This window comes from Paenibacillus sp. MT86 (assembly GCF_058792535.1).
Window position 1 is genome coordinate 5,680,096 of record NZ_CM179499.1, and the last position, 19,868, is coordinate 5,699,963.

Below are 19,868 nucleotides of genomic sequence, written 5' to 3' on the forward strand. Positions count from 1 at the left end.
CATTCGTTCTTGCGGAGGTGCCAGCCCTAATGATGCAAACCGACACGTTTACGATGCTGAATACGCAGGGTATGCATGTTTTTGTATATGAATGGCTGCCCGGCCCGGATGATCCCATTCGTGCCATTGTGCAAATCGCGCATGGCATGTGCGAAACCGGCAAGCGCTACGGGGAGCTTGCCGAATTGCTCACGGAGCACGGCTATGCCGTATACTGCAACGACCATCGAGGCCATGGGCTAACGGCCGGGCTTACGCATCTCGGCGATGCCGGGGAAGACGGCTTTGAAGGAATGATTGAAGACCAGCTTCTTCTTGCTTCCGAGCTCAAGAAGCGCCATACGAGCGTTCCGCATTATTTGATGGGGCACAGCATGGGATCCTTTTTGACGCAAAAAATCATCTGTTCGGACGGTGAATTATTCGACGGATTCATCCTGTCAGGCACCAACGGTCCCCAGGGACTACTGACGTTCGGCATGAGCTTGGCGGCCGCGCAAATGCGCCTGCAAGGAAACACGCACCGGAGCCTGATGCTGAACGCCCTGGTGTTCGGTCCTTACAACAAAGGATTCGGTCCTATTCGCACGCCGTTCGATTGGCTATCCCGGGATGAAGCCGAAGTGGATAAGTATATCAACGACCCATACTGCGGCAAGGTGTGCACCGCCCGCTTCTTTCGCGATTTCTTCAAGCTGCTGTCACAGATCCACCAGCCTCAATTGATGAAATGTCTTCCGAAGGATAAGCCTGTCTATATTTTCTCGGGCGAGGATGATCCGGTCGGACACCGCGGCAAAGGCGTTCGGCGGTTGATCGAATTGTATCGGAAGCATGGCGTCCAGGACCTCGAATACCGTTTGTATCCGGGCGGCCGCCACGAAATGCTGCACGAGACCAACCGTGCCGAAGTGGCAGCCGATGTGCTCGACTGGCTCGAACGGCACACATCCGGCTCGGACAACGTACCGCAAGAATCGATACGAGTGATGTAACAAAGCGTGATGCCAAGACACATAAAAGGGATGCCCCGGGTTTTTGAAATCCAGGGCATCCCTTTTATTATGCTGCTAAGCAGTTCGTTAGTGTCTACAGAACCTTTGAAATTGGCAGCGTTAAGGCTCAATCGAAGCACCTTACTCATCATCGCTCGGCGTGCGATCGATGATCAATTGCGTGACCTGGGTGTACTCTCCTTGCGCTACCTCGTCCTCGGTAGCCTCTTCGCGCAGATCGTCATTGGTTTCCATGCCCGGTGCGATGGTCGGCTCGTCAGACGAAAGCTGTTCTTGCCCCTTCCGATTGTCGTTCATAACATCCCCTCCTCATCGGTTGATGCCAATTAGAATACCGATGCCAGGGCTGTTTTATTCCTGAAACGCCTTTAGATAGGGCTCGTTATGATCGCAAAAGGGTCGCTAAAGAGCGGGGCCGCCGGTTCCTGGCAGCGGAAATTAAGCAATTACGCCAAAACAACCAGTCCGTGTCACAACCAATCTGGGAAAAGGCTTGTCCCTCGTTTCCCCTATTATGCCTGCGTCGCCAACTCCAAAGGCATCGTGTAGTACTGGGGCTGCCCTGTTTCGTTCTGCTGGTACAATACCAGCAGCATCGTTGCGCGTACCGCATGGTCCGGATAGCCCGTACCACCTTGAATGGCATCGTCGAGGTTGAATGGCAGCACCTCGATCATCGCATGCTTCTGAAGATCACGCTCCGTGATCCCAAGATCGGCGAAATCGGCGGATAGTGCCGCGGGGTCTTCCACGATTTTACGAACATTGGCGTTCCACTGCGCTTTGTCTTGGGCATGATCCCACCATATTTTGCGCGGCTTGTATTTATGGCCCAGGAAATAATCAAACTTCATCAGACCGGAGACCACGTTCATGTTCGGCGTGTTCCGAAACTCCAGGAAGGCCGTTAACCGCGTAAACAGGTCCTCGAGCTGATGGCCGATTTTTTGCCAGCCCTGTCCTTCCCAGTAGTCGCCAAATTCTTGGAAGAAATCAAACGGCGACGTAAACTCATGCTTCATCAAATAATTGAGGGTGTGGTCCATTCGGTGTGCATTCCAATACTTCTCCAGCACATCCTCCAGTCTCTTCAAACGGACGATATCCGAGAACGGAAGCACGTCGCTGCCAAGGATCTCATACGGAGCATGGTCCATGTAGGTGTAGTTATACTTGTCCGCATCGATCCGCAGCCCGGTTCCCCGCAGCATCTTCAGGAAGCCTAACTGCAGCTCCTCCGGTCCAAGGGCAAACACGTCGTTGAACGTTTTGCGGAACGTATTGTAATCCTCCTCCGGAAGCCCTGCGATCAAATCCAAATGCTGGTCGATCTTGCGGCTCTCCTTGATCATCGTCACCGTGCGTGACAGCTTGGTGAAATTCTGGCGGCGCTTCACCAGCTCGTTGGTCGGATCATTCGTGGACTGCACGCCGATTTCAAACCGGAAAATGCCGGGAGGCGCATGGTTCGCCAAATATTCCAGCACCTCGGGACGCATGATATCCGCCGTAATCTCAAACTGGAACACGCAGCCGCCATGATTTTCAATCAGGAACTCAAACATCTCAAGCGCGTAATCGCGCTTAATATTAAAGGTGCGGTCTACGAACTTGATCAATTTCGCTCCGTTCTCGATCAGGTAGAGGATATCCGCCTTGGTCCGTTCAATATCGTAGTAGCGAACTCCCACCTCAATGCTCGACAGGCAGAACTGGCAGCTGAAGGGACAGCCCCGGCTGGTCTCAAAATAGACGACCCGCTTCCCGAGATGCGGAATATCCTCCGGAAAACGATGCGGGGAAGGCAGCTCGGCCAGGATACTTTTCGGTCTTCCCGGGTTCACGATAATTTCGTCCTGCTTGCGGTATGCCACGCCATACACGAAATGGAATTTCCTGTCCCCTTCGATCGTTTGCAGCAAGTGATGGAAGGTCTCCTCGCCCTCGCCCATGACGATAAAATCGACATTGTGCAGCCGTTTCATCCAATACTCCGTATCGTAGGATACTTCAGGTCCACCCAGTATGATCGTGACCTCCGGCATAATCTTCTTCACGATATCGATCACTTTAATCGTTTCTTCAATATTCCATATATAACAGGAGAATCCGATCACATCCGGCTTGCGCTGGAACAGGTCGGAGACGATATTCATCACGGGGTCCTTAATCGTGTACTCCGTCAATTCGATATCGAAATCCTTCTCGCTGTATGCCTTCAGGCAGCGAATGGCCAAGGAGGTGTGAATGTACTTGGCATTCAAGGTTGATAGTATGACTTTCATGGTAGGGTCCACTTTCCTTCTACATAATGTTAATTTATTCACCGAACGGTTTATCCTGAGTGATGAAACGGAGAAAAAGCCATGATTTCCGCCTGTCATGCAAGACTATTCTTCATAGTCATACAAATCGTCCCCGTCATTCGACGCGCTCTGACCATTCAGGAAGAATTCCAGGAACGGACGTCCGTATTTACGGAATTTCACTTCGCCGACCCCTTTGACGTTCAGCATCTCATCCTCGCTCTGCGGGCAGACCACGCTCATCTCGCGCAGCGTTGCATCGTTAAAAATGATGTAGGACGGCACATGCTCCTTGCTTGCCAGCTCGCGCCGAATCAAACGCAGCTGCTCGAACACCGTCTCGTTAACGGCAGACGGCGAGTAGTCGCGGCGGCTGCCGCTGCGTTGGCTGCCTGCAGCCTTGGAAGGCCGCGGAACGCGCTGCATCACTTCGCGCTGGCCCTTTAACACGTCGGCCGCCTCGCTTTGAAGTTTCACAACGGGATATTGGCCTTCGGTCAGCGCCAGGAACCCTTCCGAGATGAGCACATTGATCGTCTCGGATATTTCCTTCTCCGTCCGGTTCGACATGACGCCATAGGTTGGAAGCCGGTCAAAGCCGTATTCCAGCACCTTTTTCGCCCGCGAGCCCTTCAGCACGGAGGCGACCATCGACACGCCAAAGCGCTCGCGCATCCGGTGAATGCAGGAGAAGATTTTCTGGGCATCCACCGTGATATCCACCAGCTCCCGGTCGTCCGTGCAGGAGCTGCACGTACCGCAGGGCTTGTCTTCGTGTTCTTCCCCGAAATAATCCAGCATCGCGCTGCGCAGACACCTTGTGGTGTAGCAGTAATCGATCATCTGCTGCAGCTTTCGGTAGTCGTTCTGCTTCCGCTCGCCCTCCTGGGGGTTCTGTTCGATCAGAAATTTCTGCGTCATGATATCCTGGGCGCTGAACAGCAGGATGCACTGGCTGGGCTCTCCGTCCCGCCCGGCACGGCCGGCTTCCTGGACGTAAGACTCCATATTTTTCGGCATATTGTAGTGGATGACGTACCGAACGTTGGATTTATCGATCCCCATGCCGAACGCGTTCGTTGCAACTATGACGCGAATATCGTCATACAGGAAGGCCTCCTGGCTGTCCGCTCGCTCCGCATCGCTCATGCCGGCATGATAACGTCCGGCAAGTAGCCCCTTCGCCTGCAGGCGCTGGCATAAATCATCCACCTCTTTCCGGGTGGCAGCATAGATGATGCCCGGCTGGTGGGTATGCGAGGCCGCATAATCCAGCACGAACTCCCGCTTGTTTTCCCCGCGAAGCACCGACATTTCCAGATTGTCCCGCCCAAGTCCCGTCACGAACACCTGCGGCTGCTCCAGTCGAAGCAGTCGCTGCATGTCCTCCATAACCTCCGGCGTAGCCGTCGCCGTAAAGGCCGCGACAATCGGGCGGTTCGGCAGCCCTTTTACGAAAGGAGCGACGGAAAGATAGCTGGTCCGAAAATCATGACCCCACTGGGATACGCAGTGCGCTTCGTCGACAGCAACGATCGAAATGTCGAGGCCTGCCATCTCCTCACGGAACCAGTCCAGCTCAAGCCGTTCCGGGGCGACATATAACAGCTTCAAGTCACCGCGCTTGGCCGCGCGTATGCGCTCGTTCACTTCCTTGCCGCTGAGCGTGCTGTTGATATATGCCGCCGCCACGCCCGCCGTCGTAAGTGCATCCACCTGATCCTTCATCAGGGAGATCAGAGGCGATACGACCAACGTCAGGCCCGGGCTGAGGAGTGCCGGGATCTGATAACAGATGGATTTGCCCCCGCCCGTCGGCATAATCCCGAGCGTATCCTGGCCGGTTAGCAGGCTCGCGACGATTTTCTTCTGTCCGTCCCGAAAATCGGAATAGCCGTAATATTTTTGCAGGTATTCCCGCGCTGTGTCCATATTCATCGATTCTCTATCATTTGTTTCCACATTCATGGATATAAACTCCTTATTTCACCTTGGTTTTCCGTTTTAGAAAGCCCTCATCCTTTAAGTTTAACGGCCTTTCCATGAATGGGCAACCGAATCGGGGAAGGAAATTGCATTCGACGAGCAGAATTTCATAAATGTGGAAATACGTCTCCTATCATGCAGAGCCATTAAAACGAAGTTGGTGATCCCTAATGAACGATGAACATGCCGAAGCCGTGCGGCAAACCATTCAATATATGAAGGAGCATCTGGACGAGCCGATGACAACCGAGCTGCTCGCCGATCTCGCGGGGTACAGCCCCTACCATTTCTCCAGGATATTCAAACGGGTAACCGGCATTTCCGTCAGGCAGTACCTGTCCGCCCTCCGGGTCGAATCGGGCAAAACCGAGCTCCTTCAAAGCCCCTCCCTGCTTGTGAAAATCGGAATGAACATCGGTTTGGTAAGTCCGGGCACATTCAACACCCGTTTTAAGCAGCTTGTCGGCCTGTCTCCGAAGAGGTTCCGCTCCACCACCGAGTCCCTTCATCGTTATGTGAATCAATATGAGCATAAGCCGTTAGCCTGGGCAGGGGAAGAATCGCAGGCTTTGCCCCGGATTCGCTGCCGGATCGAAGCTCCCGAGGCGTTCCGCGGCATGATTTATGTCGGTCTGTTCCCAAGACCCGTGCCCGATCAGAAGCCCGTAACCGGTACGGCCGTCAACCTCAAGAATCGGACCTGCACCTTAACCGGCATGCCGGCCGGCACGTATTACGTGCTGGCCGCGGGCATCCCCTGGAGCCTCAATCCAAAGGATTATTTTCTGCTGGGCAAATCCCTGCGCGGCAAACTGGAGGAGCCTGTCCATATCGACAGGGGAACCGATCTTGACGTGAAGATTGCCTTACGGGAGCCTCTGCCCCATGACCCGCCGATTGTGGTTAACCTGCCGCTGCTCTTGTTTGAGAAGGATCGGAATAACAGCGCAAGGTAGAAGAATTTTCGATGTACTTGTCCATTTATAATGGAACTGCAAGAAGAGTTGTCTGGAACAATCAGCGCTATATGATGGAGGAATATACATGACCATTATTCAAGAAACCGTGATTCAGGCCGATGTGCAGCTCCTGTGGCGAGCATGGACCGAGTCCGCAAGGATAACCGAGTGGTTTGCGCCGGCTGCGGAAATCGAGCCGAGAGCGGGCGGAAAATTCGAGCTGTATTTTAACCCCGCCGATCGCGAATCGATGTGCACCGCCGGGTGTACCATTTTGCGGTATGACGAGCCACGCGTGCTTGTCTTTGAGTGGAAAGGACCCGATCCCTTCGCGGAAACGATGAATCAAGGCGAGCTGACAGCGGTTAAGGTTGCCTTTTCCCCTGAGGCGGACGGCACGAGAATAACCCTGGAGCATACAGGCTGGAAGGATTCCGAAGCGTCCCGGCAAGCCCGGGAGTGGCATATCGATGCGTGGAAGGGGATGCTGGCCAGCTTGAAATCCAATATCGAATCCGGGAACGGGATTCTGTGCTGCAAGTAAAACAAACCATGAGCGGAGGAGTGCGAGCATATGCCAAACCTATGCGTTCTATCGATCAATGTAAGCGATATACAGCAAGCCAAACAGTTTTACTGCGATGTTCTCGGATTCGAAGTCTCCAGGGTTTATGATGATCAGATCGTCAGCTTGAAGCATGAGGGCATGTCCCTCGTTCTGCAGAAATGCGACCGTCCAACGAATACGGAATACCCGCATGAGGCACAGGTGATCATCGGAATCGAGACCCCGGATGTAAACGAAGCCATTGCGAACTACAAATCGAAGGGCGTCGACGTCATCTTCGATACGCCCAAGCCGTGCCCTCCCGGGCTGTACAGCGCCATCCGCGACCCGTTTGGCAATGTGATCGAGCTGCTGGAATTTACGGAGTAATCCATCCGTTTGGCAGCATCAAAGTTAAAAGCATATGAAGTGAATCCATATAAACGCCAGAGGGATAAAGCTGCATGCAGCAGGTGTCGTTCTGATAGATAAGGCCAGCCGGAGAAATCCGGTGTGGTCTTTTTGGAGTTTGGGAGCCGCCGCTGCTTCCCTCTGGCATTCCTCCGCCTCTGTTAACGTTGAACCCGATCCGGGTAAGAACATAGTAATGCTGCTTCAAAGGCGGAGCATGGGCAGATTAGGAATCGACGGTTTCGGAAATAATAGGTACTCGAACTGATATATTAACTACACAAGGGGAAATTTCATATGGATATGACACCAGAACAACGCGTGACCCTCCATGGGTTCAACAACTTGACGAAATCGCTCAGCTTTAATATGTATGACGTCTGCTATACGAAGACCCGGGAGGAACGGGAAGCGTACCTTGAATATATTGATGAGCAGTACAACGCGGATCGGCTGACAAAAATATTGAGCCATGTGGCCGAAATCATCGGCGCGCATGTCCTGAACATTGCCAAGCAGGATTATATCCCGCAGGGAGCCAGCGTGACGGTGCTAGTCTCCGAGGGCCCCGTCGTGGAGGTGCCGGAGGAATCCTATGACGAATCGCCGGGTCCGCTGCCGGATAACGTGGTGCTCCAGCTCGACAAGAGCCATATTACCGTCCATACGTATCCGGAATTCCATCCGGACGAGGGCATCAGCACCTTCCGGGCCGATATCGACGTGTCGACCTGCGGGGAAATCTCACCGCTCAAAGCCCTGAACTACCTGATCCACTCCTTCGATACGGATATTATGACGATAGACTATAAAATCCGGGGATTCACGAGGGATATTCACGGACACAAGCTGTTTATCGACCATGAGATCAGCTCCATCCAGAACTATATTCCGGACGAAGCCAAGGAGCTGTTCGATATGATCGACGTCAACGTATACCAGGAGAACATCTTTCATACCAAGTGCAAGCTGAAGCAGTTCGACCTGGACAACTATCTGTTCGGTTACACGAAGGATAAGCTGTCCGAGGCCGAGCAGCAGGAAATCACCGAACGCATCAAACTGGAGATGGACGAGATTTATTACGGCAAGAACATGGACCGGAGTTACTGAATGGCTTGCTACCCTGCGGCGGCTATTCTTTTCTTGCATGTCCTTCATGCGAGCAAGCAAACAGGCCGGGCTCCCAGGAGCCCGGCCTGTTTGCTGCTTCTATGGCTTCACCCTAGAAATCGACTTTCGGAATTAGAATTCACTCTGTTTTTTAAATCAAATGGCCTGTTTTTTGTATGTTGTCATTCTCCCAGGTTCCATACAATGAAAGTGATTTACTTATTACCCCATTCCAACCAGAAAGGAGGAGCCGCTCTACCATTTGTGAAAGCGCATACGGAATGCTGCGCACCAGCATCCGAACCATAAGGAGAAAGGTGGCTGAACATGAAGCATGGAAGTAAACTCCGCTTGCATCGCAAGCTGTTGGCAGCGGCTCTTACCCTCCCCATGATCATCACGGGGAGCATCGAGTCGTTAGCGGCGCCCTCGCATCAAGCGGCAAGCAGCACGCAGCAAGGTGCCACAAAAACCAGCCGGATTCAGCTGGAGTATTTGGATAGGGGGATCGTATCGGCCTCCACTTCAGAGGGCAACTTTCTGAGCTGGCGATTGCTTGCCGGAGAAGTAACCGGTTATGACGACCAAGGGCTTACCGGTCCGACCGGTCCGACCTTTCATGTCTATCGGGACGGCAACCTGATTGCCGTCGTCGAGAACAGCACCAATTACCTGGACCGATCGGGCACGTCATCATCCTCCTATTACGTATCTGCCGTCGTGAATGGAAAAGAGGTCGACCAGAGCCTCACCTCCACTCCCTGGTCCTCCCCCTATTACGATCTGAAGCTAAACAAGCCGGATGGCGGAGTCACCCCGGCTGGGGAGCCTTATACTTACTCTGCCAATGACGCCAGCGTCGGCGATGTGGACGGCGATGGGCAGTACGAGCTTTTTGTCAAATGGGACCCTTCCAACTCCAAGGACGTTTCCCAAATCGGGTATACCGGCAACACGTACATTGACTGTTATACACTGGAGGGCATCCTGCTGTACCGGATCGACCTCGGCGTCAACATCCGTTCCGGCGCCCACTATACGCAGTTCATGGTGTATGACTTTGACGGGGACGGCAAAGCGGAAATGATGCTCAAAACGGCACCGGGCACCAAGATTCTTCGCTATGATCCAGCCGGCAACATGATCTCCCAGAGATACATCACGCTGCTGCCCGAGGATAGGAAGGCCGGATATTCCAATCAGGACGATTACCGGCTGAGCAAAACCGGCTACTACGAGCACATGGTAAACCTGTTCATGAACTGGCATCAGCATGAAGAGGTCGTAAGCGGCCGCTGGCCGGCCACGCTCGAAGAAAGCTTCGGCATCGATAAGAAGTACCATTATCCGTTATCCCGTACCGATGCCGAAAGCCTGGTCGATCACTTCATGGACACCTATGCGCCGCAGCGAAGCGCCCGCAACAATCTCCGGGCATTCGAAGGGTTCATCTTGGATGGTCCGGAATATCTCAGCGTATTTGAAGGCGCGTCCGGCAAAGAGCTCGAGACGATCCGGTATAAACCCGGCAGGCATGACGACGGTCTCATGTGGGGCGATTATGCCCTGGCCCGGATCGAACCCGGCAATCGCGTGGATCGCTTCCTTGCCGCCGTTGCTTACCTTGACGGGGAACAGCCCTATGCCGTATTCGCCCGCGGTTATTACACCCGATCCACACTCGTATCCTACAAGTGGGATGGCCGGCACTTAAGCGAGCATTGGGCTGTGGACAGCGGCTGGACCCCGATGACCAATCCGTTTAACGACAGTCCGCATGGCCGGGACGGGAGCGATGCCGCATTCGGTACGTTAACGACGCAAGGGGCCCACTCGTTAAGCGCGGCTGACGTCGACGGCGACGGCAAACAGGAAATCGTCTACGGTTCGGCAACGATTGACCATGACGGTACGCTGCTGTACAGCTCCATGGATGTGCTCCCTCCTCAAAGCGCGGATCCGGGAGCGATGGCACGCCTTGGTCATGGGGACGCCATGCACGTCACCGACATCGATCCGGATCGGCCGGGTCTTGAGATCTTCATGGTTCATGAAGGCGGTGCCGACGCCCCTTACGGCTATTCCCTCCGTGATGCGGCAACAGGCGGGCTCCTCTACGGCGGCTATACCGGAAAAGACACCGGACGCGGCATGATCGGCGATATCGATCCCGATCAGCGGGGACTCGAAACATGGGCCGTCGGCACGTGGTCTGCAGATGGAGAACAGCTCTCTTCGACCATGCCGGGCACGAACATGAACATCAAATGGTCTGCGGATATGACCACCCAGATCGTGAATGGTAACTTGGATCAGACACCGGTCATCGAAAGCTGGCGCAGCGGGACGCTGCTAACTGCAGAAGGCACGCGCACCAATAACGGGACGAAGGGAAATCCTGCCCTCGTCGCCGATCTCTTCGGGGATTGGAGAGAGGAACTGGTGGTCCGGACCACGGACAGCTCGGCCCTCCGGATTTACCTGAGCACCGAGGTCACCGACCGTAAGCTCTATACGCTCATGCATGATCCGCAGTATCGGGTCGAGGTTGCCAGACAAAATACAACGTATAACCAGCCCTCTTACACCAGCTTTTATTTCGCATCCGATACGGATTTCTCGGAGGTTCCTATCCCCGTTTATCAATCCCCGGGCATGCTGAACGTGCTGGATCAATTGGTGAGCGAGTATGCCCGCGCAGGGGAACTGGCTAACCCGCTGCTGTCCCGGTTGAGCAATGCCTTGAAGCAGGCAGAGCATCACATAAGCAAGGGCTCCAGGGAACAGGCGCTCCAATTTTTAAATACATTCGTTTCTCAGCTGGAGGAGCATAAGAAACCCGGTGCGATATCGGATAGAGCCCGGATGAACTTGTCCTATCAGGCATGGACGCTCATCATCATGTGGAAATAGCTTAATTCCCTAAAAACAATCGCTAGCCTAAAAAGCCGCCTTCCGGATGCCGATTGCTGATCCGGAGGCGGCTTTGCTTCATGACGATATTAGAATTGAACCGAAAATCCGTTGAACCGGTGAATGCCCGTTCCAAATCGGACAAGATCTTTTTCCCGGAGCTCCTGCACGGCTTCTTTTACTAAGTCCAGCCATGCCGGGTCCAATCCAAGCGTATTATGAGAACCGAAGATCCGATTTACGCCTTCGATATTCGCGATCCGCTCCAGCGAGTTAACGAGATCCCCGGGACTCGTCGTCGGGTAGAAGGCATATACCGGCGTCTCATCATACAGCAAATCGCCAGTGAACAAGTACCCGCGGTTGGGTTCAAATACCGCAATATGTCCGGGCGAATGGCCCGGCGTATGGTAGATGACCAGGCTTCGCCCGCCAAGCTCGATGACGTCCCCATCCCGAAGCAGGCCGGTCGGCTGCCCCCGATAAGGGGTGTACGCTGCCGGATCGAAGGAATCCGGTACGGGTCTCGTAATATCGCGTGATATATCCTTGCGGATTTGCTCAATCGAAAGCTTTTTAATGCCGCTGACCAGCCAATCCTCTTCGGCCTCATGCACATAAATCTCCCCGTACTGCCCGTGACTGCCGATATGATCTGCGTGAACATGCGTGGTCAGTACCATGATAGGCAAATCCGTCAGCTGATCCGTTATCCGCCTCATGTCGTCGATGCCAAGGCCCGTATCGATCAATGCGGCACGCTCGTCCCCTATCAACAGAAACGAATGCACCTTCTCCCAATGCCCGTACTCACTGATGGCAAACGTGCCTTCATCCAGCTGCGATACCGTAAACCACGCATCATCGTTCACGATGGTATATTGATTATTGTCCATATGTATGTATCCCCCGTCCAGGATTATCGAATGGTGATATTCTCATGATCATCTTGGAATGCTATCAACGACATATAATAGCTCTTCTCCTCCTCGGAAAGCGAGCTTCTGCCGGATTCGGCACCTTCCATCGTGAAGTGTTTATCCAGAAGCCCCTTGAATTCTTCCACAAAAGCATGGAAGCTTTCCTGCGTTGCACGAAAGCGGTAGGTTCCCGCAAGATTTTTCCTGTGGTGCTCACTCGTACTGTCCAGTGCAAAAGAAGAAGCCGGGGCGGTCTCGATTTTGTCCCGCGTTACATCAAGCGTCTCCATGAATACCTGTCTTGAGGTTTCCACCAAATCCAGGCTTGGCAGCAAATGATCCTCCGGGATGAAGCGGCTTGCAACGGCGCGATAGTATTTCTGCACGATACCGTTCTTCTCTTCCTTCCTGACCACATGGATGATGCCATGCTTCTCCAGCTCCTTGAGATGAAAGTAAATATTGTTCCGCGTGATGCCGAGCATCTCGGCCAGCTGCTGTCCGGTGTAGGCATCCTTCACCAGATTCATCAGCATTTTGGTGCGGAGAGGATCCGCGATCGCTTTGAGCTGCTCATGGGTTTGAATTTTATAGACACCAGTCATTTTCATTTTAACACCTCCATACATTTTACCGGTAAATTAATTTTTACTGTTGATTGGATTTCATCCTACCATGACTTTGATCTATCGGTCAATCCTGACGCAGGTCTCCGGCTTATCAGACGAGCCATTCCCCTTCGCCTGGCGGCTGTGATATAGTATCCACGATCGTCTATTACGACATTATGTTCATCAAAGGATGTGCCTCCATGTTTGACCCGACTATATTCGAAAATCTAAAGGTTGGCATCGAGAATGCGGTTTATGACCTCGACAATCTCGATGAAATCATCCGCGTTTCCGATCGGAAGGACCTTCTGGATATGGCGACCTTGTCCAGAAGTTTTAGCCTCCGGTTCGAGCTGGTTCAGCAATCCGCGGCTTCAGCCGAAATTTGCCTGGAGACCGGGCTGCGGGATTTGGCGGCCGAGATTTTGGAAATTCCGGAAGAGCAGCCGGGCTGCGTGCTGAAGCTCCGCTTTCATAAAAACATTGCCGATCCTGCCTACTCGTGCCCGGTTATCGCGAAGATTGTTAAGGAGATATGGAATCCCGAGCTCCCGCCGGTGCAGACGATACGCTACACCTACGGCGACGATGCGGTCCCCATCCATAACACGATCGAGCTTCGCTTTCCCCGCAAAATCAACGAAGATCAGATGGGAGACATTCCGAATATCACGGAGTTCATGCTCCGTACGCTGGTTGAATTAAACCGGATCTAGCTTGCCTGCTTTCTGTCTAGCTGATCATCCTAACGGTGATGTTTCATTAAAAAAAGCCTGCCGCTAATATAGCGGACAGGCTTCTTCGTTCGTATGATATTAAGCAACAACCAACCGGATCCAGATGTCCGAAGGATCTTGAACGGCCCAGACGCCGTCCCGCTGTTCCAGGTGCAGCCCCGCTTCGCGAATGCGGCCGGTTACCGCCTCAAGCGCCTCATGGCTCGGAAGCTCGATCGTATAATTCTCCATTCCCGCAGCGTTCGGAGACGTATTCGGTACCCCGAGTCCCGCCCAAACATTGAGCCCGATATGGTGATGGTACCCTCCTGCGGATATAAACAACGCTGCTCCCCCATAATGGGCGGTCAGCTCAAAACCCAGCACATCGCAATAAAATGCGCGGGCATCCTGCAGGTTGGACACATGGAAATGCACGTGCCCGATGACGGTCCCTTCCGGAAGTCCAAGCCATTCCTTCTCTTTGGAGAGAGCCAGCAGTCCTTCAACATCGACCGGGTCGGTGGCCATCACATATTCCCCTTTGGCATCGCGCTTCCAGGTATCCCGTGGCCGGTCGGCATAAATCTCGATGCCGTTTCCGTCCGGATCATTAATGTACAGCGCTTCGCTGACCAGATGATCGCCTTGGCCGACCGGCATGTTATGGGCGATCAGATTGGCAAGCGCGAGCCCGAGCGATTCCCGATCCGGTACCAGGATCGCAAAGTGGTACAGGCCTGCCGTCCGGGTCTGCGGCCTTGTCAGGTCCGAAACCTCCTCAATGATCAGCAGCGGCTGCTTGCCGTCCGCCGTCAATTCGGCCACCCGGCCATGCTGGCGCAGCATTTTTAATCCAACGACTTCCGTGTAAAAGCGTACCGATTGTGCCAGATTGCTAATCCGAAGAGAGACGGGTCCGAGCTTTGTGGATGGATGTATAATGGCTGTCATATTCTCACTCCTTGAATGTTGTTGTTTGATTTTTTCAAAAAATATATTCAGGTCTGCGACAGGCTTAACTTGTAATCGAAACAGTTACATCTTACTTGTAATCATTATAGTTACAGGACCATCCCGTTGTCAAACCCAGTAATTAACATATGAACAAAGGCACACCAACCAGGCCCAAAAGAAAACGCCCATCCTGCAAGGATTGAGCGTATCATGTATCATATATCATCTATTCGCTGGATGTTCCGTTAGCAGATGCATGGATTTTCCGGACGATTTGCTCCAAATTCACCTCATGCAGCGTATCCTCCATGGCCTTCTGGGCGGCCGAGAACACCGGAACGATCGCCGTTTGAATATGTTTGCCAACAGGACATTTCGCGTCCGAATTCTCGTGAATACCGAACAGGGAACCCTCCTGCACGACATGAACGGCATGATAAATATCCAGCAGCGTAATCCCGGACGGAGGCTTAGCCAGCTTCGCTCCCGCTACGCCGGGTTTCACCTCGACCAGGCCCGCTTTGCTGAGCATGCCGACAATCCGCCGGATGACCACCGGATTCGTGTTCACACTCTCCGCAATATAATCTGAAGTGCTGACGCCAGCCTTATTCATCTCCAGCACGGAAAGAATATGAATGGCCACTGCAAATCGGCTGCTTATGTTCATGCGATCCCTCCTGACGGTCCAAATCTTCAGATGACTAGCATGTAACCATCATAGTTACATTAGACTCCAAAGTCAACGCTCCCGCCGTGTCCATGGAATGATAGGAAAAACTTGCTCATCCATTACGGCACATTGCGATCCTTCCCTAGCTTCATGAAAAAAAGCCTCCATCCCGCTTGTGGCTAAGGAGAGGCTTTCTCACCGACGTAACCCGGCCTGAACTTAGAACATCGGGAATACGTATTTGATCAGGAAGTACAAGAAACCAAAAAAGATGATCAGATAAGCAACATACTTGATCAACGTAGAAGCTACCCTGCTGGAGTCGTTACGCTCCTCGATATTGCGGGTCTCGATCTCCACGTCTCGGTCACGCGGTCTGCTCATAGTTTCCACCTCCATCCGATTCGGATTCGCAGATGATGGTTATCTCTTGACGCTTACTACTCTTTACACGCTAGTCCAAGAGTTGAACCAATCTTCCGGAGGCGAGAAATCTTAAAGAAAGCCAATCATGGCAGGCAGAACGATAAAAGAAGCCAGCGTAGTCCACAGAATACACCTGGATACAAGCTTGGGCGCGGCATCGTACTCTTCGGCAAGGATGACCGCATTCACGGCTGCAGGCATCGCCGACAGTATCAGAATGACTGCAAACAAGGTACCCTCAATGGATAACATCGCGAGCAATCCCCAAGCCACCAACGGGCCCACCAGCATTCGCATCGCCATGCCCGACCAGAATCCGCGCTTTGAGACGGCGAGCGACGCTCCACCCTCCCGAACCCCAACCATCTGGGCTCCCAGTATGACAAGAGCCAGCGGGGCATAGGCGGCGGACAGCATGGAAACGCCGGTATTCAACCCTTCGGGGAGCTGGAAATCCGTCAACCGGAAGAGTACGGCAAGCGCCGCGGCGTAAACCGAAGGAAGTGTAAATACGGTCTTGATCGCTTTTACGGCCGAAAAATGAGACCGCGCTGCCAAATACACGCCTAATGTATTCATGATGATGATCTGCACGATGACATACACGGAAGCCTTATCCAGCCCTGCCTGCCCGAATGCAAGCAGCACGAGGGGAAGCCCGTAATTCACGCTGTTGGTAAAAATGGTGGTCAAGGCGAGGCCCGATTTCTCCGTCTGGGACAAGCCCAGCATTTTACCTGCAAAGGCGCTGAGCGCCCAGAGGATGATCACGTTCAACAGGCAAAAGGCAACCGTCACCGTCACCTCGTTCGAGGTGATCGAAGCCTTTTCCAGCGTCTCGAAGATCAGTGCCGGGCTCAGCACATATAAAGACAGGGCCGAGAGCCCCTTGGTTTCAATTCCTTTAAATCGCTTAAGCAGCGCTCCGCCGATGACGGGCAGCGATATCGGAAGGAATACGCTGTAAATCGTAGCCAAAAAAGAAGAGATCATGAAGTCCACCCTTATACGAAGTAAAATATCATCATCTCTACATCCTAACCTAAACCTGCGGCATTCGTCCAAGATTCAAAGACTATAGGTCTAATAGGCTCAGGCTTTGATTATGCCATCTTCTTGATGACAAATGACACCGTGGTTCCTCTGTCCCTTGAGCTGTCGATCATGAGGCCCTGCCCATAAATCTGCTTCAAACGGCGGTCCGTGTTCATAAGCCCGACTCCCTTGGTGGCGCGATGTCCGCTTCCCAGCATCCTCCGGAGCTTCTCGGGATCCATCCCCGCGCCGTCATCCGCGATGATCACCTTGGCAGATTCAGCCTCTCGTACGATGCGGATGGTTACGGTCCCTCCCTGGGTCCGTGCCAATACCCCGTGAACGACCGCATTCTCCACGATGGTCTGCATCGTCAAGGGAGGAAGCTTCCATTGCTGCACGGCAACCTCGTTGGAGATATGCCAACGGACACGCAGCCGTTCCCCGAACCGCTCCCCCTCGATATACAGGTAAGAGCGAACCAAGCCAAGCTCCTGCTCCAACGGTATGAAACGGTCCAGGTTGCTGATATCATAGCTGGCTCTCAGATAATGGCTGAATTCTGCGATGAGCGCAATCATCCGGGAAGGATCCACCTCGCTTAGCGAAGCGATCGAATTTAAGGTGTTGTGCAGGAAATGCGGCTGGATTTGGGCCTGGAGCCAAGCCGCTTCCATATGCAGCCTCTCCTTAATGGACTGCTTCAGCTCCAGCAAGGCGCGTACCCTCGTTTTTAATTCCAGGTGATCCACCGGTTTTATCAAGTAATCGTTAGCTCCCGAGATGAACCCCATATGTATGTCCTCCGGCCGGTTTCTGGCGGTCAGCAGCAGGATGGGAAGCTCCGATAGCATATACCTCTGCCGAATCGTCCTGGACAGTTCATACCCCGACATCTGGGGCATCATCACGTCGGAAATGATAAGATCCCATTCTCCCTGCTCCAACAGCTGAAGAGCTTCCTCGGCGCGGGTAACGGTCACGATCCGATACCCCTCGTCTGCAAGCAAATGATGGATGACCTTCAGGTTAACCGGATCGTCGTCAACGATAAGCAGCCTGCCGTCGCTTGGACGGGCAAGCGCCAGAGCCTCCGATTCGGCGTCATCCTGTTCGTGCATATCTGACATATTCGATTGCGTCTCCTTCTCTTTCTCTGGATTTGAAGCCGGGGAATCCGCGATAAACTCCTGTTTATCCGCGTTCTCCTGCTTCATCATATCGTCCACTTTCAGCGTGAACGTAAAGTCGCTCCCCTGACTCGGAGCGGATGTTACGGAAATATCCCCTCCATGGAGCTCAACCAGCTGCTTGCTGATGCCCAGTCCAAGCCCCAAACCGCCTCCCGAAGCGGCAAAACCGGAATCTCCCTGCTCGTAGGGGAGGAATATTCGGCTTAACGTCTTTTCGTCCATACCGATCCCCGTGTCGCGAACGTGGACATAAGCCCTTCCTTCAATGACCTCGGCAGCCACCGTGATACGCCCCGCCTCCGTATATTTGATGGCGTTGTGAATCAGATTGAACATGATTTGAACCAAGCGGCTTTCATCTGCCCATACCTTGGGGCCATCCTCCGCGATCTCGCATACGAGCTCGATTCGCTTGCCTTCCGCCATCGGACGGAGCATGTCCAGCACGCCTTGAACAGCCGAACCGAGGTGAACGCTCTGCACATTCAACCGAACGCGGTTGTCCTTCAATAACGAAACATCCAACAAGTCGTCCAGGAGCAGTGACATCCGTCTGCCGATGCCGGTGATCAGCTCCAGCTGATTGCGATCCTCTTGCTCCAATACGCTCCCTTTGCGTTCCAGCAGCGACTGCGCCATGTTGATGATGCCGTGCAGCGGATTTCGCAGCTCATGGGACGTATTCGCCAGAAACTCATCCTTCATCTTGTCCGCTCGCTGCAGCTGCTCGGCCTGTTCCCTAAGCATGACGCTGTTTCTGGTAAACCGGATAAACCAGAAGGAAGCAAACCCGAGAAACGCAACGATCAGGTCGATCGGGTAAAAAGGCAGTTCCTTAAAATACCGGAATCTTAAAATTCCGCTTATCATAATGTTGCAGGAAACCGCAACCGCCGACAGCAGGATGAAGATCGCAGCTTCCTTCCGCTCGCTGACCGCCTTTCTGGCCAGCGAAGGCACGAACAGCACGGCGCTTATCAATACCACCGACAAATATTTAGAGAGATGGACCATCAGATGAAACGGAAGCAGCAAATAGACTGCGGCATACGAAACCACAAACAACGTGTAAGCTCGGTAAAAGCCCTCCTTGATCCTCGGCTTTAGCAAATGCTTGGTGCACAGAATCAAGCATAAAGATATCGCGACATAAGCAATAACCTTAAGCTTCACCGCCCATTCGAAAGGGATGCCGGGCAGCCACACCAACAGAAGCTTATCATCGTCGCTCAGCGTAGCCAGCAGCGTAAACAGAATAAGCCCGGCAAAATAAAAAAGCCCTCTGCTTCGATAGCCGATCAAGTACAAAATAAAAACATAGATGACATGGAGCAATAGCACGATGCACACCAGCAGCTGCATGTTCTCGGAGAAGGCCTTTCCCCTCATCACCGCTTCCGCCGTTCCGAATTGGATCGGCAGCCGGATCCCGCCTGAATCGGCATACTGATAGTTGCTCACTTCCACGATGATATCCAGCTCATCACCGCCAGTCGGGGGGATGAGCTCCATATGGGGGACGATTCTGGCCACGTGGGTCTCTGGCAGATCGGACGGATGTCCTGATTCGTGCAATAATTCCCCGTTTACATACAAACGATAGGCTGTACGGATATCGCTGATCCAGATGCTGTAAGTTTTGTTCCGATCCGGTACGAGCAGCTTGAGGCGGTAAGTCCCGTAGCCGATTTGGTTTCCGTTCTCGTTCACGCCCTCCCATGGCCCCGGAACCTGTATCCAGCGCGGGTCGGCGGCAGCCGGCTCTCCTTGGGACGCTCCATCCGGGCCCTTCCATTGATTCGGATAAAAGGCCCACTCCCCGTTCAGGGCGACCCTGCTCCGGTCATCCGCCGGCCAAGCCCGAAGATCCAGCACGCCTTGCCGGAACGGACGTTCCTCGGGTACCGTAATGGTGTTGAACCAGACCAAGCGCACGGAAAGTAAAATCACGATAAACAGAAAAGTAATCCCCAGCAACCTTCTGCCGGAGACGGGCTTCGATTTGATATTGGAATAGATCGACAATATTAACAGTCCTTTATATAACGTATTGTAAGAATCAATAACACTACATAACTGTCCATTA

The 19,868-nt window shown here is 53.3% G+C and carries 17 protein-coding genes; 7 read left to right on the forward strand and 10 right to left on the reverse strand.

What is annotated here, in order from left to right; genetic code table 11:
• The first annotated feature begins 29 nt into the window (after positions 1-29).
• Positions 30-995, forward strand: a complete 966-nt coding sequence (locus AC3RCL_RS25655) for an alpha/beta hydrolase (protein ID WP_492532792.1) — start codon at positions 30-32, stop codon at positions 993-995.
• 141 nt (positions 996-1,136) lie between these two features.
• On the opposite strand, the gene AC3RCL_RS25660 is transcribed toward AC3RCL_RS25655, so the two are convergent.
• The 3 genes from AC3RCL_RS25660 to recQ form a co-directional block, all read right to left on the reverse strand.
• Complete coding sequence (locus AC3RCL_RS25660; protein ID WP_015737159.1) at positions 1,137-1,313, reverse strand: hypothetical protein; 177 nt, start codon at positions 1,311-1,313, stop codon at positions 1,137-1,139.
• 215 nt (positions 1,314-1,528) lie between these two features.
• On the reverse strand, positions 1,529-3,301 hold the full coding sequence (locus AC3RCL_RS25665; protein ID WP_192570740.1) for a B12-binding domain-containing radical SAM protein: 1,773 nt from the start codon (positions 3,299-3,301) through the stop codon (positions 1,529-1,531).
• A 105-nt stretch (positions 3,302-3,406) separates the two neighbouring features.
• Positions 3,407-5,290, reverse strand: a complete 1,884-nt coding sequence (recQ, locus tag AC3RCL_RS25670) for a DNA helicase RecQ (RefSeq protein WP_492532795.1) — start codon at positions 5,288-5,290, stop codon at positions 3,407-3,409.
• A gap of 188 nt (positions 5,291-5,478) precedes the next feature.
• Between recQ and AC3RCL_RS25675 the strand changes: the two genes are divergently transcribed.
• The 5 genes from AC3RCL_RS25675 to AC3RCL_RS25695 all read left to right on the forward strand — a co-directional run bounded on the left by AC3RCL_RS25675 (position 5,479) and on the right by AC3RCL_RS25695 (position 11,251).
• Positions 5,479-6,264 carry an AraC family transcriptional regulator gene (locus tag AC3RCL_RS25675; protein WP_015737161.1) on the forward strand — a complete coding sequence of 262 codons (786 nt, stop codon included), beginning with the start codon at positions 5,479-5,481 and terminating at the stop codon, positions 6,262-6,264.
• A gap of 88 nt (positions 6,265-6,352) precedes the next feature.
• Positions 6,353-6,811, forward strand: coding sequence for an SRPBCC family protein (locus tag AC3RCL_RS25680; RefSeq protein WP_096776442.1), 459 nt, complete (start codon positions 6,353-6,355; stop codon positions 6,809-6,811).
• A gap of 30 nt (positions 6,812-6,841) precedes the next feature.
• Positions 6,842-7,204, forward strand: coding sequence for a VOC family protein (locus AC3RCL_RS25685; RefSeq protein WP_492532798.1), 363 nt, complete (start codon positions 6,842-6,844; stop codon positions 7,202-7,204).
• 318 nt (positions 7,205-7,522) lie between these two features.
• Complete coding sequence (speD, locus tag AC3RCL_RS25690; protein WP_009589344.1) at positions 7,523-8,338, forward strand: adenosylmethionine decarboxylase; 816 nt, start codon at positions 7,523-7,525, stop codon at positions 8,336-8,338.
• A gap of 327 nt (positions 8,339-8,665) precedes the next feature.
• On the forward strand, positions 8,666-11,251 hold the full coding sequence (locus AC3RCL_RS25695; RefSeq protein ID WP_492532800.1) for a rhamnogalacturonan lyase: 2,586 nt from the start codon (positions 8,666-8,668) through the stop codon (positions 11,249-11,251).
• Between the two features lie 89 nt (positions 11,252-11,340).
• Here AC3RCL_RS25695 and AC3RCL_RS25700 read toward each other — a convergent pair whose 3' ends face one another.
• Both AC3RCL_RS25700 and AC3RCL_RS25705 read right to left on the reverse strand, forming a co-directional pair.
• Positions 11,341-12,147, reverse strand: coding sequence for an MBL fold metallo-hydrolase (locus AC3RCL_RS25700; protein ID WP_492532802.1), 807 nt, complete (start codon positions 12,145-12,147; stop codon positions 11,341-11,343).
• A 23-nt stretch (positions 12,148-12,170) separates the two neighbouring features.
• Positions 12,171-12,776 carry an ArsR/SmtB family transcription factor gene (locus AC3RCL_RS25705; protein ID WP_096776701.1) on the reverse strand — a complete coding sequence of 202 codons (606 nt, stop codon included), beginning with the start codon at positions 12,774-12,776 and terminating at the stop codon, positions 12,171-12,173.
• Positions 12,777-12,982: 206 nt separating this feature from the next.
• Here AC3RCL_RS25705 and AC3RCL_RS25710 point away from each other — a divergent pair, with 206 nt between their 5' ends.
• Positions 12,983-13,498 (forward strand): hypothetical protein, encoded by a 516-nt coding sequence (locus tag AC3RCL_RS25710; RefSeq protein WP_213579638.1) that lies wholly within the window; start codon positions 12,983-12,985, stop codon positions 13,496-13,498.
• A gap of 99 nt (positions 13,499-13,597) precedes the next feature.
• Here the strand turns inward: AC3RCL_RS25710 and AC3RCL_RS25715 are convergent, their stop codons facing one another.
• From AC3RCL_RS25715 to AC3RCL_RS25735, 5 genes are all read right to left on the reverse strand, one after another.
• Positions 13,598-14,452: a VOC family protein gene (locus tag AC3RCL_RS25715; RefSeq protein ID WP_492532804.1), complete on the reverse strand. Its 855-nt coding sequence runs from the start codon at positions 14,450-14,452 to the stop codon at positions 13,598-13,600.
• Between the two features lie 229 nt (positions 14,453-14,681).
• Complete coding sequence (locus AC3RCL_RS25720; RefSeq protein WP_096776447.1) at positions 14,682-15,125, reverse strand: Rrf2 family transcriptional regulator; 444 nt, start codon at positions 15,123-15,125, stop codon at positions 14,682-14,684.
• A 222-nt stretch (positions 15,126-15,347) separates the two neighbouring features.
• Entirely contained in the window at positions 15,348-15,512 is a 165-nt protein-coding gene (locus AC3RCL_RS25725) for a hypothetical protein (RefSeq protein WP_009589346.1), read from the reverse strand.
• 111 nt (positions 15,513-15,623) lie between these two features.
• Positions 15,624-16,547: an AEC family transporter gene (locus AC3RCL_RS25730; protein ID WP_213579640.1), complete on the reverse strand. Its 924-nt coding sequence runs from the start codon at positions 16,545-16,547 to the stop codon at positions 15,624-15,626.
• Positions 16,548-16,657: 110 nt separating this feature from the next.
• On the reverse strand, positions 16,658-19,807 hold the full coding sequence (locus AC3RCL_RS25735; RefSeq protein WP_492532807.1) for an ATP-binding protein: 3,150 nt from the start codon (positions 19,805-19,807) through the stop codon (positions 16,658-16,660).
• Positions 19,808-19,868: the final 61 nt, after the last annotated feature.

Bases quoted from the DNA above. Each gene is read 5' to 3' on its own strand.
- AC3RCL_RS25655 (WP_492532792.1), top strand. From the start codon at position 30: ATGATGCAAACCGACACGTTTACGATGCTGAATACGCAGGGTATGCAT.
- AC3RCL_RS25660 (WP_015737159.1), bottom strand. From the start codon at position 1,313: ATGAACGACAATCGGAAGGGGCAAGAACAGCTTTCGTCTGACGAGCCG.
- AC3RCL_RS25665 (WP_192570740.1), bottom strand. From the start codon at position 3,301: ATGAAAGTCATACTATCAACCTTGAATGCCAAGTACATTCACACCTCC.
- recQ (WP_492532795.1), bottom strand. From the start codon at position 5,290: ATGAATGTGGAAACAAATGATAGAGAATCGATGAATATGGACACAGCG.
- AC3RCL_RS25675 (WP_015737161.1), top strand. From the start codon at position 5,479: ATGAACGATGAACATGCCGAAGCCGTGCGGCAAACCATTCAATATATG.
- AC3RCL_RS25680 (WP_096776442.1), top strand. From the start codon at position 6,353: ATGACCATTATTCAAGAAACCGTGATTCAGGCCGATGTGCAGCTCCTG.
- AC3RCL_RS25685 (WP_492532798.1), top strand. From the start codon at position 6,842: ATGCCAAACCTATGCGTTCTATCGATCAATGTAAGCGATATACAGCAA.
- speD (WP_009589344.1), top strand. From the start codon at position 7,523: ATGGATATGACACCAGAACAACGCGTGACCCTCCATGGGTTCAACAAC.
- AC3RCL_RS25695 (WP_492532800.1), top strand. From the start codon at position 8,666: ATGAAGCATGGAAGTAAACTCCGCTTGCATCGCAAGCTGTTGGCAGCG.
- AC3RCL_RS25700 (WP_492532802.1), bottom strand. From the start codon at position 12,147: ATGGACAATAATCAATATACCATCGTGAACGATGATGCGTGGTTTACG.
- AC3RCL_RS25705 (WP_096776701.1), bottom strand. From the start codon at position 12,776: ATGACTGGTGTCTATAAAATTCAAACCCATGAGCAGCTCAAAGCGATC.
- AC3RCL_RS25710 (WP_213579638.1), top strand. From the start codon at position 12,983: ATGTTTGACCCGACTATATTCGAAAATCTAAAGGTTGGCATCGAGAAT.
- AC3RCL_RS25715 (WP_492532804.1), bottom strand. From the start codon at position 14,452: ATGACAGCCATTATACATCCATCCACAAAGCTCGGACCCGTCTCTCTT.
- AC3RCL_RS25720 (WP_096776447.1), bottom strand. From the start codon at position 15,125: ATGAACATAAGCAGCCGATTTGCAGTGGCCATTCATATTCTTTCCGTG.
- AC3RCL_RS25725 (WP_009589346.1), bottom strand. From the start codon at position 15,512: ATGAGCAGACCGCGTGACCGAGACGTGGAGATCGAGACCCGCAATATC.
- AC3RCL_RS25730 (WP_213579640.1), bottom strand. From the start codon at position 16,547: ATGATCTCTTCTTTTTTGGCTACGATTTACAGCGTATTCCTTCCGATA.